At 70.7% G+C, this 13,327-nt stretch carries 8 protein-coding genes and 1 pseudogene; 8 read left to right on the forward strand and 1 reads right to left on the reverse strand.

The window, feature by feature from the left end:
• From EBH09_RS01265 to EBH09_RS01300, 8 genes are all read left to right on the forward strand, one after another.
• On the forward strand, positions 1-3,744 hold a 3,744-nt coding region (locus EBH09_RS01265; RefSeq protein WP_193776062.1), incomplete at its 5' end, for a non-ribosomal peptide synthetase.
• A 120-nt stretch (positions 3,745-3,864) separates the two neighbouring features.
• Positions 3,865-4,101 carry an MbtH family NRPS accessory protein gene (locus tag EBH09_RS01270; RefSeq protein ID WP_121745201.1) on the forward strand — a complete coding sequence of 79 codons (237 nt, stop codon included), beginning with the start codon at positions 3,865-3,867 and terminating at the stop codon, positions 4,099-4,101.
• A gap of 34 nt (positions 4,102-4,135) precedes the next feature.
• The gene (locus EBH09_RS01275; protein ID WP_121745202.1) at positions 4,136-4,948 is read left to right on the forward strand and encodes an alpha/beta fold hydrolase; all 813 of its coding nucleotides are present in this window, start codon (positions 4,136-4,138) and stop codon (positions 4,946-4,948) included.
• Between the two features lie 37 nt (positions 4,949-4,985).
• Entirely contained in the window at positions 4,986-6,044 is a 1,059-nt protein-coding gene (locus tag EBH09_RS01280; RefSeq protein WP_238697138.1) for a cysteine synthase family protein, read from the forward strand.
• Positions 6,041-7,522 carry an argininosuccinate lyase gene (gene argH, locus EBH09_RS01285; RefSeq protein ID WP_121745204.1) on the forward strand — a complete coding sequence of 494 codons (1,482 nt, stop codon included), beginning with the start codon at positions 6,041-6,043 and terminating at the stop codon, positions 7,520-7,522. The genes EBH09_RS01280 and argH overlap by 4 nt, the downstream gene beginning before the upstream one ends.
• Complete coding sequence (locus tag EBH09_RS01290; RefSeq protein ID WP_121745205.1) at positions 7,519-8,847, forward strand: ATP-grasp domain-containing protein; 1,329 nt, start codon at positions 7,519-7,521, stop codon at positions 8,845-8,847. The genes argH and EBH09_RS01290 overlap by 4 nt, the downstream gene beginning before the upstream one ends.
• On the forward strand, positions 8,844-12,047 hold the full coding sequence (locus EBH09_RS01295; RefSeq protein ID WP_121745206.1) for an amino acid adenylation domain-containing protein: 3,204 nt from the start codon (positions 8,844-8,846) through the stop codon (positions 12,045-12,047). The genes EBH09_RS01290 and EBH09_RS01295 overlap by 4 nt, the downstream gene beginning before the upstream one ends.
• A 62-nt stretch (positions 12,048-12,109) precedes the next feature.
• A complete protein-coding gene (locus tag EBH09_RS01300; RefSeq protein WP_238697139.1) occupies positions 12,110-12,985 on the forward strand; it encodes a kinase in 876 nt (291 codons plus the stop codon).
• An 87-nt stretch (positions 12,986-13,072) separates the two neighbouring features.
• Here EBH09_RS01300 and EBH09_RS01305 read toward each other — a convergent pair.
• Positions 13,073-13,327: pseudogene (locus EBH09_RS01305) on the reverse strand (ABC transporter ATP-binding protein); the annotation flags it as partial.

Below are 13,327 nucleotides of genomic sequence, written 5' to 3' on the forward strand. Positions count from 1 at the left end.
CTGGACGCCTACGCCCACCAGGACCTCCCCTTCGAGCGCCTCGTCGAACACCTCAACCCCACCCGCACCCTCGCCCACCACCCCCTCTTCCAGGTCATGCTCACCCTCAACAACATCGGACACGACGCACTGGGCACCGTAGTCAAGCTGCCTGGGCTCGGCATCAAGGGCGAGTCGGTAAGTGCTCACATGGCCAAGTTCGACCTTGCCTTCTCCTTCCGCGAGTCCCGTGGCCCGCAGGGCACGCCCGACGGAATCCACGGTTCCCTGGAATTCGCCGCCGACATCTTCGAGCCCGCAAGCGCCAAGGCGATCGCAGACCGTCTGGTGCGGCTGCTGGACGCGGTGATCACCGACCCTGACCGGCCGGTGGACCGTGCCGAGATACTCGACCCGGCCGAACGGAACGAGCTCGTAAACCTGCGCAATGACACGGCCGCCGTCTATCCGTCCGAGTCGAGCGTGCATGCCCTGTTCGAGGAACAGGCAGCCCGGACCCCTGACGCGGTCGCGGTCGTCACCGCAGACGAGGAGCTGACCTACCAGCAACTCAACGCCCGGGCGAACCGCCTCGCCCACCAACTCCTGCGACTCGGACTGCCACCCGAGGGCAGGATCGCGGTCCTGCAAGAACGCTCGAGCGACCTGGTCGTCTCAAGCCTGGCCATCCTCAAGGCAGGCGGCGCCTACGTACCACTGGACCCCAACCAGCCCGCCGCCCGCTCCACATGGATCCTCCAGGACACCGCCGCCACAGCCCTGCTCACCGACCGACCGGAGAACCACCTCGGCTTCCCCGTCCACATCCCCGTCCTGCGCATCGACCAGAACACCCCGTCACCGGGCAACCAGCCCGACACCAACCCCGCCGTACGCACCAACGCCGAGCAAATCGCGTACGTCATGTACACCTCCGGATCCACCGGCACACCCAAAGGCGTCACCAACACCCACCACAACGTCGTCCACCTCGCCGCCGACCACTACTGGCGGACCGGCAACCACGACCGCGTCCTCATGCACTCCCCCTACGCCTTCGACGCCTCCACCTTCGAAATCTGGACCCCCCTCCTCACCGGCGGCCGCATCGTCACAGCCCCACCAGGCCACCTCACCCCCACCGACTTCGCCAACACCATCACCAGACACGGCGTCACCGCACTGTTCGTCAGCGCCGGCTACTTCCGCGTCCTGGCCGAAGAACGACCCGAATGCTTCACCGGCATACGCGAAATCTGGGCCGGCGGCGACATCGTCTCCCCCACCGCCGTCCACCGCGTACGCCAAGCATGCCCGGGGATCACTGTCGCCAACGAATACGGACCCACCGAAACCACCGTCTTCTCCAGCGTCAACCCCATCACCCCCAACGACCCACAACCACACGGCACCGTCCCCATCGGCCGCCCCCTGTGGAACACCCGCCTCTACGTACTCGACACCAACCTCCAGCCGGTTCCCCCCGGTACCGGCGGCGAGCTCTACATCGCCGGCTCCGGCCTCGCCCGCGGCTACCTCAACCGCCCCGAACTCACCGCACACCGCTTCATCGCCGACCCCCACGGCACACCCGGCACCCGCATGTACCGCACCGGCGACCTCGTACGCTGGCGCCACGACGGCCAACTGGAATTCCTCGGCCGCGTCGACGACCAGATCAAACTCCGCGGCTTCCGCGTCGAGCCCGCAGAGATCGAAGCCGTACTGGCCACGCACCCGGCCATCACCCAGGCCTCCGTCATCCTCCGCGAAGACCAGCCCGGCGACAAACGACTCGTCGCCTACACCGTGACCAAGAGACCAGTCAGCCAGGAGGCACTCCGCGCCCACGTGGGCTCGCAACTTCCCGAATACATGGTCCCCGCAGCCTTCATCGCTCTGGACACTCTCCCGCTGACACTCAACGGAAAGCTGGACCGCAGGGCGCTGCCCGCACCCGACTACGGTGACCGTACGACCGGCCGGCCTCCGCGCACCCCACGCGAGGAAATCCTCTGCGGCCTCTACGCCGACATCCTCCACCTCCCCCAGGTCACCATCGACGACAACTTCTTCCAGCTGGGTGGCGACAGCATCATGTCCATCCAACTGGTCGCCAGGGCACGGCGTGCGGGTCTGGAGCTGTCCGTGCGTGATGTGTTCCAGCACAAGACGGTCGCGGCACTCGCGACGGTGGTCACCGAGGCGCCCGAGACCCCGGTCGAGGCGGCCGGGGCCGGGGTCGGGCCCATGCCGCTGACTCCGATCATGCGCCAGTGGCTGGAGCGGGGTGGGCCCGTCGGCCAGTACAACCAGTCGCGGCTGGTGCAGGTGCCCGCCGGGCTCGACGGTCAGGCGCTGGTTTCCGCCGTGCAGGCGGTCCTTGACGGGCACGACGCGCTGCGGGCACGGCTGTCCCGGAATGGTCAGGAGCAGTTCCTGGACATCGCTCCTCGTGGTGCCGTGTCCGCGGACGCGTGCGTGTCGCGGGTTGACGCGGCACAGTTGGATGACGCGGCTCGCCGTGCGCTGATTGCGGAGGAGACGAGTGCCGCCCGGCAGCGACTGGATGCGACACGCGGCGAGCTGACGCAGTTCGTGTGGTTCGACCAGGGGGCGTCCGCGCCCGGGCTGCTGCTGGTGCTGATCCACCATCTGGCCGTTGACGGGGTGTCGTGGCGCATCCTGGTGCCGGATCTCGCCGAGGCGTACCGGGAGGCTCAGTCGGGCCGGGTGCCGGACCTGCCGCCGGTCGGTACATCCATGCGGGGCTGGGCTCTCGCGCTCGCAGAGGCGGCCGTCCAGCCGAAGTGGGCTGGGCAGACCGCCTTCTGGCGAGACATGCTGGGTGGCCCTGCCATGCCGCTGGGTGGTCGGCCCCTGGACGCCGAGCGGGACGTTCGTGACAACGCGGGGCACCTGAGTCTGCGGCTGCCGGTCGCTGTCACCGAGGCGGTGCTGACTCGGGTGCCGCAGGTGTTCCACGCCGAGGTCAACGATGTGCTCCTGGCGGCGTTCACGCTGGCGTGGGCGCGGTGGCGTCGTGGTGGTGGCGGTGGCGGTGGCGGTGGCGGGGACAGTGTGCTGCTGGATCTGGAGGGGCACGGCCGGGAGGAGTCGGTCTCGCCCGGTGCCGATCTGTCCCGCACGGTGGGCTGGTTCACCAGCCATCATCCGATTCGGCTCGACACCGGTCTGGGTGACGAGCGGGAGATCGCGGAGGCCCTGGCCGGCGGTCCGGCGGCTGGGTCCGTGCTCAAGCACGTCAAGGAGCGGCTGCGGGCGGTGCCGGACAAGGGGATGGGCTACGGACTGGTCCGTTACAGGAACCCCCAGGCCGCTGCCGAGTTCGCCGGGCTGCCGGTGCCTGAGGTCAGCTTCAACTATCTGGGCAGGTTCACCACGGCTGCGGCCGAGGACGCCGGGACCTTCCGGGCTCCTGACTGGACGGAGCTGAACTCGGCCGGCGGGTTCGGTGCTTCCGACCCACGGATGCCGATGGCGTACAAGGTGGACCTGGTCGCCCGTACTCAGGACGGGCCCCGCGGGCCGCAGTTGACCGCGTCCTGGAGCTGGCCCCGGGGGCTGCTCGACGAGGCGGATGTCCAGCGTCTGGCCCGGCTCTGGTTCGATGCCCTGGAGGGCCTGACGGAGCATGCGCGGCAGCCCGACGCGGGTGGGATGACACCGTCCGACGTCTCGCTGTCGCTGCTCGACCAGAGCGAGATCGAGCAGTTGGAGAGTGACTGGCGGGAGCTCTCCTAGACCGTCCCCAGGCCGTCCCCGAGGTCGTCGTCGGGTCGGATATCGATCCGATATCACGTCCTGAAACTCTGCTCACGCTCATTCTCCACCGTCGGACGCTTGTCAAGGAGGCATCAGTTCATGAGCACGAACCCTTTCGAGGACCCCGAGGGCACCTACCTGGTTCTGGTCAATGACGAGGGACAGCATTCACTGTGGCCGACGTTCGTCGAGGTTCCGGCCGGGTGGCAGGTCGCGCTTGAGGAGTCCAGCCACGAGGCGGCGCTGAAGTTCGTGGAGGACAACTGGACGGACATGCGCCCGAAGAGTCTGGTCGCGGCGATGGAAGGCGAGGGTTCGGATACGCCGGCGAACTGACCGGACGACCGAACGGCGCACGAAGGAGGAAAGGTTGCCCGTCCTATCGGTGAACGGGATTCGGCTCCACTACAAGGACACTGGTTCGGGTGAGCCGGTGGTGATGATCCAGGGCACGGGCGGCAGCCACAGCGTGTGGCACCTCCATCAGGTACCCGCGCTGACCGCCGCGGGCTACCGGGTGATCACGTTCGACAACAGGGGTATACCGCCCAGTTCGGAGTGCCCCGAGGGGTTCAGCGTCGCGGACATGGTCGGCGACGTGGCCGGGCTGATCGAGCGGCTCGACCTGGCGCCCTGCCGGGTGGTGGGCACGTCGCTCGGCGCTCATGTGGCGCAGGAGCTGGCGCTTTCCAGGCCGGACCTGCTGCGGCAGGTGGTGTTGATGGCCACCCGGGGCCGGGTGGACAGGGCACGCGGTGCGCTGACCCGCGCAGAGATCGAGCTGCACGACGCCGGGGTGGTCCTGCCACCCCGGTACCGGGCCGTGGTGCGTGCGCTGCTCAATCTCTCGCCGCGGACGCTGGAAGACGACCAGGCGATGCTGGACTGGCTGGACGTGTTCGAGTTCACGGCGCCCGGTGGTCCCGGCAACCGTGCGCAGCTCGAACTCAGCAAAATGGAGAACCGGCTGCGGGCGTATGCCGATATCTCGGTGCCCTGCCATGTCGTCGCCTTCTCAGATGACCTGATCACCCCCGCACGTCTGGGCCGTGAGGTCGCCGATGCCATACCCGGAGCGACGTTTGAAGAGGTCGCCGGCTGTGGGCACTACGGCTATCTGGAGGATCCCTCCACGGTGAACAAGTGCATGATCGAGTTCTTTTCGCTGCCCATAGCCCAGTAGCCCCCTACTCACAATGGACCAGACAATGGCGGTATCCATGCCAGTGTTCCAGGAAATAACCGAGGCGCAGATGATGCCGCGGATCGTGCGGCTCGGCAGGAATCTGTACGGTGCGGTCTTCACTCTGATGAAGCTTCTGCCTGCACGTACGATTCTGCACAATGCGCTGCAGCGCGGTGAATTGGGACCCGACACCGTGGTGGTGGAGACGACATCGGGGACGTTCGGTCTCGGGCTGGCCATGCAGGCCGCGCTGCTCAAGCGTGATCTCGTCCTGGTCAGCGATCCGGCGATCGACGTCCATCTGCACCGCCGGCTGAGCGATCTGGGCGCGCGGGTCGAGGTCTGCACCAGCCCGGCTCCGGTGGGCGGCTTCCAGGAAGCGCGGCTGCGTCGGCTCGCGGAGATACGCGAGGAGCACCCCGACACCTTCTGCCCGGAGCAGTACAGCAATCCCGACAACCCGCGGTCGTATGCCGCCGTGGCCGAGCTGCTCAGCAAGGCGCTGGGACAGGTGGACACGGTCGTGGGTCCCGTCGGTTCGGGCGGCTCCATGTGCGGAACGGTCGGGACACTGCGGGAGTCCACTCCGCACACCCGGGCGATCGGGGTGGATACCCACAACAGTGTGCTGTTCGGCCAGTCCGACGGCCCACGGCCGCTGCGCGGTCTTGGCAACAGCCTGTGGCCGCGGAACCTGGACCACACGGCGTTCGACGAGGTGCACTGGTCCACAGCGGCCGAGGCGTTCCTGGCGACGCGTCAGCTGCACGCGCAGCACGCGCTGTTCCAGGGGCCGACGAGCGGTGCGGCCTTTCTGGCCGCGCGGTGGTGGGCCGAGTCCCACCCCGACGAGCTGTGCGTGGTGATGCTGCCCGACGAGGGCTACCGCTACCAGGCCACCGTCTACGACGACCGGTGGCTGGCCGACAACGGCTTCGCGCTGTCCGCGCTGCCCTCCGAGCCGCTGGAGGTCGCACGGCCCGGGTCCGCCGGTGACCGGTGGACCCGTATGGCTTGGCGGCGGCGCAGCTATCTGGAGGTCACAGGCTCTGCCCCCGGTGGCCGGCTGCCGGTGGCCGAGGCGGTGTCATGACGGGCACCGGGGTGGCAGCGGGAGACCAGGCGGACACCGGCCGGCTCACCGCCACGCTGGGTGCGCGCACCAGGAGCATCGTGTTCGGCACCGCCGAGCCGGCGGTGATCGACGGCGAGCTGGAGCTGCTGACCATCATCGATCTGGCCCATGTGGTCATGCTGGCCGAGCGGAAGCTGCTGCCGGTGCGGGACGCGGCCGAATTGCTGCGGCACGTCACCCGGCTGCGGGAGAACCGCTTCAAGGAGCTGCACCACCGTCCCATGCCGCGCGGCCTGTACATGATGTACGAGACCCACCTGGTGTCCGTGCTGGGCCCGGAGGCCGGGGGCAAGCTGCACACCGGCCGGTCGCGCAACGACATCAAGGCCACCACGGCCGCGATACGGCTGCGGGAGGGGCTGGCGGAGCTGCTCAGCCAGACACTGCGGCTCCAGGCCGTGCTGCTGTGCCGGGCGAGGGCGTACAACGATGTGGTGATGCCCGTCTACACCCACTTCCAGCCCGCCATGCCTGTCACCTACGGCTACTACCTGGCCGGGGTCGCCACGGCGCTGGGCCGGGACATCGGTGCGCTGCGGCACACGCTAGCGGAGCTGGACCGCTGCCCGCTGGGGGCCGGAGCGGTCTCCGGTACGGATCTGCCCATCGACCCGGCCCGTACGGCGGAGTTGCTGGGGTTCGCCGCCCCGGCGGCGCACGCCATGGACGCGGTGGCGAGTCGTGACACGGCGCTGCGGGCGGTCGCGGGTGCGGCGGGCGTGGGGCTGACACTGAGTCGGCTGGCCACGGACCTGCAGTTGTGGAGCACGCAGGAGTTCGGCTTCGTCGAGTTCCCCGAACGGCTGGTAGGCGGGAGTTCGGCGATGCCGCAGAAGCGGAACGCGTTCCTGCTTGAGCACGTCAAGGGCCGGGCGGGCGCGGCCATTGGCGCCTGGACGGGCGCGGCCTCCTCGATGAAGTCCACGCCGTTCACCAACTCGATCGAGGTGGGCACGGAGGCGGTCAGCGACGTGTGGGACGCGCTGTCCGGGACCGTCGAGTCGGTGCTGCTCGCCCAGGTCTTGGTAAGCGGCGGGCGCCCAGTGCCCGAGCGGATGGCCGCCCGTGCCGAGGAGGGCTTCGTGACAGCCACTGTGGTGGCGAACCGCCTGGTGCGGCAGGGGATGCCGTTCCGTACCGCGCACCACCTGGTGGGCGCCGCGGTGCGCCGGGCCGTCGAGTCCGGCTCCACCCGGCTTTCGGATGCGGACCTGCCGGCCGGTGGCGTCCCGTCGCTGGATGAGGTGACGGCCGAGCACCGCTACGGAGGCGGCCCGGGTGTCTTCGACGCCTCCTTCGACGCGGAGCGCCGTACGCTCGTGGACCACGCGGGATGGCTGCTCGGGCGGCGGGAGTCCTGGGCTGTGGCACGACGGAAGCTGGACGAGGCCGTGGTGGAGTTGCTGGCCGGGACGGACGGGAGCGGGAGACCATGAGCGCGGGTACGGCGAGCGCGGCGGGGGCGGTGGGCCGGGCGGGCGATTCCCGGCCGGTGCTCGTGCTGCTGGAGAGCAACACCACCGGGAGCGGGCGGGAGTTCTGCGCCGCGGCGCGGGTACGCGGGCTGCGCCCGGTCCTGCTGGCCAGGTCTCCGGATCGGTATCCGTACGCGGCGGCGGACGCGGTGGACACCGTCCAGATGGACACCGACGATCTGGACGCGGTGCTGCGGGCCTGTACGGAGCTGGCGGAGCGGGGGGCCGGGCTGGCGGGGGTCACCAGCAGTTCCGAGTACTTCATAGCGCCGGCCGCGGCGGTGGCCGGGAAGCTGGGGCTGCCGGCGCCGGACGGCGACGCCGTCGCCGGGTGCCGCCGCAAGGACCGGCAGCGCGAACTGCTGGACGCCGCCGGTGTGCCGGTGCCCGGGTTCCGGGCCGTGACGGAGACCGCTGAGGCGGTACGGGCGGCGGAGCAGCTCGGGTACCCGGTGGTGCTCAAGCCGGTCAGCGGCTCGGGGTCGGTGGGGGTGCGGCTCTGTGTGGACCGTGCCGAGGTGGTCCGGTGGGCGCGGTCTCTGCTGTCCCGCACCGCGGACGAGCGCGGGGCGCCAGTGCCGCGGGAGATTCTCGTCGAGTGTGCCGTGAGCGGCCCCGAGTTCTCGGTGGAGACGTTCGACCGTGAGGTGCTGGCCGTCGTCGGCAAACGGCTCGGTGCTGAGCCATTCTTCGTCGAAACTGGTCATGACGTGCCGGCTCCGGTCGCCTGCAGCGTTCAGGCGGAGCTGGGCCGTACGGCCCAGCGGGCTTTGGACGCGCTGGGGCTCGGCTGGGGTGCGGCCCATGTGGAACTGCGCCTCGGCCCGGGCGGGCCGGTGGTCATCGAGGTCAACCCGCGGCTGGCCGGGGGAATGATCCCGGCCGCGGTCCGGGCGGCCCGCGGCGTGGACCTGATCGACCGGGTGATCGCGCGGGTCAGCGGCCAGCAGGCCCAGGCGGCGGCCGGCGGGTCCGGGCACGCAGCGGTGCGCTTCGTGACGGTGCGGTGTCCGGGCGAGATCACGGCTGTACACGGGCTGGCCGAGGCGGAGCGTAGCCCGGGGGTGGTGTACACGCACTGCACGGCAACGCCCGGCCGGCGGGTGGAGATCACGCACAGCTTCCGGGACCGGCTGGGCTGTGTGGTGGCCACCGGGTCGGGGGCGGACGAGGCGAGCGAGCGTGCCGAGGCGGCCGCCAGGCTGATCAGGATCGAATTGTCGGCGACCACGGACAGCGACGCGGCCACGGACGGCGACGCGGCGGTGGACGGTGAGCGCGGGTGAGTTCCGAAGCGTTCACCCAGGCCCCCCGGTGGGTCACGCCGGGCGGGCAGCGGTCAGGCGCCGACGAGTGGGTGGCCCGGCTGCCCGCCGGGCCGGTGCGCGAGGTGGCCGACGGGTGCGGCGTGACCGTGGCGGACGTGTGGCTGACCCTTCAGATAAGGGTGCTGGCCACGGTCACGGCGGAGCGCGAGCTGCTGCTGGGATACGCACCGGGCGGGGCGGGTGCCGCGGCGCGCGCGCTGCGGGTGAACGTGGAGAACTCCCCCTGGCGGGAGTTGGCCTCCCGGGTGGCGGCGGCACGGGAGACCGCCACGGAAGTCCGCGCCCTCGGCGAGATCGTGCTCATCGCCCCGGGTACCGCGGGCGAGGGCGCTGGACCGCTCCCGGCCGGTACCGTACTGCGGCTGGGCACCGAGGAGGACGAGTCGGGGCCGTTCCTGCGCATCGGGTACGACCGGGGCGCCCTGGACGGGGAGTTCGCCGAACGGCTGGCCGGATACCACCGTGCGGCGCTGCGCGCCATGGCGACGGACCCCGACGGCCCGCACCACCGGGTGAGCCTGCTGTCCCGGCAGGAGGTGGCGGCGCAACTGTACGGGCTGTCCGGCCGCAGGGCTGAACGGCCGGACGCCACGGTCACCGAGGTCTTCGAGCGCGTCGCCGGGCAGAACCCGGACGTGGTCGCCGTACGCCACCGGGACCGCCTGTGGACCTACGGCGAACTGAACACCCGTGCCAACGGCCTCGCCCACGCACTGATCGACGCGGGCCTCGGCCCCGAGGCCACCGTGGCCGTCGCCGCACAGCGGGGCTTCGGCTGGGCCGCCGCCGTGTTGGGCGTCCTCAAGGCCGGGGGCGTCTACCTCCCGGTCGGCACCGACCTGCCCGACGGCCGGATCACCGCCTGCCTGGAGGCCAGCGGGTGCCGGTTCGTACTCGCCGACGAGCAGAGCGAGACGTGGGCGCGCCGGATCGCGGGCGACCGGACGGTGCTGCCCGTCGCAGACGGCACCCCGGTCGGCGCGGCCACGAATCCGCTGGTGCGGGTGCGGCCGGGGCAGGCCGCGTATGTCTACTTCACCTCCGGGTCGACCGGGGAACCCAAGGGTGCCGTGTGTGAGCACGCCGGGCTGCTCAACCACCTGTACGCCAAGATCGAGGACATGGGTCTGGCCGAGGACGGCCCGGGAACGGTGGTCGCGCAGTCCGCCTCCCTGGGGTTCGACATCTCCCTGTGGCAGTTGGCGGCGCCGCTGCTGGTCGGCGGCAGCACCCGGATCGTGGACACCGAGGTGCTCCAGGACGTGGATGCCTTCGTGGCCGAGATCGTGGCGGGACGGGTCACGGCCGCGCAGGTCGTGCCCTCCTATCTGGAGGTGCTGCTGGCCCGTCTTGAGCAGGAGCCCCGGGCGCTGGGCGTGCTGCGGACGCTGTCGGTGACCGGGGAGCCGCTGCGCAGGGAGCTGGTGCGGCGCTGGTTCGCGCTGTACCCGGACATCACGGTGATCAACGCCTACGGTGCCACCGAGGTGTCCGACGACACGATGCACGAGGCGCTGACGCGGACCCCGGAGACCAGTTTCGTACCGGTGGGCCGCCCGCTGCCCAACGTCCACGTCTACGTGCTGGACGAGCATCTGGCGCTTGTGCCGCTGGGCTCGCCCGGCGAGATCATCTTCTCCGGCGTCTGTGTCGGCCGGGGCTACGTCAACGACGAGGAACGCACCCGGCAGGCGTTCGTGCCCGATCCGTTCCGCCCGGGCGCCCGGATGTACCGCACCGGTGACTTCGGGCGGTGGCTGCCGGACGGGCGGCTGGAGTTCCTCGGCCGCCGCGACGACCAGGTCAAACTGCGTGGCTTCCGCGTCGAGCTCGGGGAGATCGAGAACCGGTTGCGGGCCGCCCCGGGCGTACGCGATGCCGCGGTGGTCATCGACCGGGTGGCCGGCGAACACCCCAGACTGGTCGCGTTCCACACCGGCGGATCGGACGGCACCGCCCCGGAGAACGAGGAGCTGCGCGCGGAGCTGTCCGCCGAGGTGCCCGCCTACATGGTTCCGGCCTTCTTCCACCGACTGGAGCGGCTGCCGCTCACCGGCAACGGCAAAGTCGACAAGCGGCTACTGACCCGCCTGGCCGGCACCCTGGGCCAGGGCGGGCTGGCCGTCTCCGCCCCCGCCACAACGGCCGAGCAGCGCCTGGCCACGCTGTGGGCGGAGGTACTGCACGTACCGCTGGAGCGGATCGGCCGGGAGGACAACTTCTTCGCGCTCGGCGGCACGTCGCTGGCCGCGGTACGGCTGCAGATCCGGCTGAACCGCGCGCTGTCGATGAGCCAGCTCCTGCACTACCCGGTCCTGCGCACCATGGCGGAGGTCCTGGAGAACGGGGGCGCGGGCCGGCGGCCGAAGGCCGCCACTCTGCTGCAGCCGCTGTCCACGGTGCCCGGCGCCCACCACAGCCTGGTGTGCTTCCCCTACGCGGGCGGCAACGCGGTCAACTTCCGGACCCTGGCCAGAACGCTGGAAGCAGACGGTATCGCGGTCTACGGCGTCGAGCTGCCCGGCCACGACCTGGTGCCGGACGGCGAGCCGCTGGCCGGGGTGCCCGCGGTCGCCGAGCGGGTATGCGCGGAGATCCTCGACCGGATCGGCACCCCCGTCCTGCTGTGGGGGCACTGTTCGGGCGCGGCCCACGCACTGGAGACCACACGGCTGCTGGAGGCCGCCGGGCAGGCCGCGGAGCAGATCTTCGTCGGCGGGCTGCTGTTGGACAGCACGCGTCCTGGCCCCGACACGGTGGCCGCCCAGGCTGCGGACGACGAGAGCGTCCTGGCCCAGCTGCGCACCGAGAGCGCCTATATCGAGCTGGACGGCTACCAGCGGGAACGGGCTGAGGCGGTCGCGGCCGCCTACCGGCACGATGTGGTGACCTCCGGCCGTCATCTGGCCGCGATGCGCCAGGGCAGGTCCCGCCAGCGCATCAGGACCCCGCTTGACGTGGTGGTCGCCGCGGACGATCCCACGACGGCCAGCCCCGGGGAGCGCTGGCGCGACTGGTTCCAGCTCGCCGAGCGCGTACGGTGCCGTCAGCTGCCCGACGGCGGGCACTACTTCGTCGGCACCCGGCCCGGGTCCTGTGCCGCGCTGGTACGGGCTGGATGCAGAGTTCCGCTGAAGGCCGGGGAGGGTCAGGTATGACGACCGGAGCCGAACAGGGCGTCCGGTGCGCGCCGCGGAGCCCGCAGGCGGGAGCCGTGGGCGTGAGCAGCACCTACGGCACTTTCGGTGAGCTGCTTCAGGGAGCGCTGCCCGACCGGCCCGACCGTGCGGAAGGTGACTTCCTGGTGACGCTGCCGATCACCCGCTGGGCCACGGCCACCTTCCGCACCAGCGACGATCCAGCGACCCTGGATGTCGTGCCGCGGCACAAGGAGAAGGCGCTGCGGCTGGTTTCGATGATCTTGGCCGACCTGCCGTCGCCGGTCGGCGGCCGCCTGACTATCGACAGCACGCTGCCGGAGGGCAAGGGGCTCGCGAGTTCCTCGGCCGATCTGGTGGCCACCGCGCGGGCCGTGGGCAACGCGCTGGGGGTGGCGATGCCGCCGCGTCGCATCGAGGTCTACTTGTCGCGTATCGAGCCGACTGACGGCGTGCTGTACCCGGGGATCGTGGCCTTCCAGCACCGCAGTGTGCGGCTGCTCTCGCGTCTGGGCTCGTTGCCGCCGATGGTGGTGGTGAGCGTCGATGAGGGCGGGGCTGTGGACACGGTGGACTTCAACCGGATTCCCAAACCCTTCACCGCGGCCCACAAGCGCGAGTACGCCGACCTCCTGGAGCGGCTGAGCGTCGCGGTCGCACGCCATGACCTGGCCGCGGTGGGGGCGGTCGCCACCCGCAGCGCACAGCTCAACCAGATGCTCCGGCACAAGTGGACGCTGGCGCCGCTGCTCGACGTCTGCCGTGACGTGGGCGGTCTGGGCATCGTCACCAGCCACAGCGGGACAACCCTGGGTATTCTGCTGGATCCGGCCGACCCGGCCTACCCGCACCGGCTGGCGGCCACCGCCCAGGCCTGCGAGGAGCTGACCGGCGACGTCACGGTCTACCGCACCCTGAGCTTCCCCGAGATGGGCTGACCGACTGGGAGAAGCGCGAAGGTGGGGCGCCCCCGAGGGGGCGCCCCACCTTCGTGCCCGGCTCCACGGGCACACGCCGCGGTGCCGCTACTTCACCAGCAGCTGGTGGGTGGCGAGCTGGTGGTAGAGCGGGCTGGTCTCGGTCAGTTCCTCGTGGCTGCCGGCCGCTACGACCCGGCCGCCTTCCAGAACGATGATCTGGTCACTGTCCACGACGGTGGCCAGCCGGTGTGCCACCACCAGCAGGGTCCGGTCGCTGGAGACGGTGTCGATGGCCGAGCGCATCGCCGCCTCGTTGCGGGCGTCGAGGTTGCTGGTGGCCTCGTCGAGCAGCAGGATCGG

This window comes from Streptomyces sp. E2N166, from assembly GCF_003671715.1.
Taxonomy (GTDB): domain Bacteria; phylum Actinomycetota; class Actinomycetes; order Streptomycetales; family Streptomycetaceae; genus Streptomyces; species Streptomyces thinghirensis.

Excerpts from the sequence above, each read along its gene's own strand:
- EBH09_RS01270 (WP_121745201.1), top strand. The coding sequence starts at position 3,865 with ATGAGCACGAACCCTTTCGAGGACCCCGAGGGCACCTACCTGGTTCTG.
- EBH09_RS01280 (WP_238697138.1), top strand. The coding sequence starts at position 4,986 with ATGCCAGTGTTCCAGGAAATAACCGAGGCGCAGATGATGCCGCGGATC.
- argH (WP_121745204.1), top strand. The coding sequence starts at position 6,041 with ATGACGGGCACCGGGGTGGCAGCGGGAGACCAGGCGGACACCGGCCGG.
- EBH09_RS01290 (WP_121745205.1), top strand. The coding sequence starts at position 7,519 with ATGAGCGCGGGTACGGCGAGCGCGGCGGGGGCGGTGGGCCGGGCGGGC.